This window comes from Paraburkholderia sp. J11-2 (assembly GCF_905220185.1).
Lineage (GTDB): Bacteria > Pseudomonadota > Gammaproteobacteria > Burkholderiales > Burkholderiaceae > Paraburkholderia.
In genome coordinates this window covers 1-205 of the sequence record NZ_CAJMYY010000159.1, presented here as the reverse complement: position 1 = coordinate 205, position 205 = coordinate 1, and the positions used below count along the sequence as shown (strand labels likewise).

Sequence of the window (205 nt, the reverse complement as noted above, 5' to 3'; positions counted from 1 at the left end):
TAACGTGACGAACCTTGCTGGTGACGTGACGACGATCAACGGCCAGATCACGAACATGCAGGGTCAGCTGGCTGACGCGGTGCTGTACGACTCGTCGGCACATAGCTCGGTGACGTTGGGCGGCACGGGCGCGACCTCGGCGGTGGCGCTGCACAACGTGGCGAACGGCACGCTGAGCGCATCGAGCCTCGACGCGGTGAACGGC

At 65.4% G+C, this 205-nt stretch carries 1 pseudogene; it reads left to right on the top strand.

Going from position 1 to position 205, the window contains the following annotated elements:
• Nucleotides 1–205 (top strand): annotated as a pseudogene (locus U5A57_RS41590) (peptide ABC transporter permease); the annotation flags it as partial.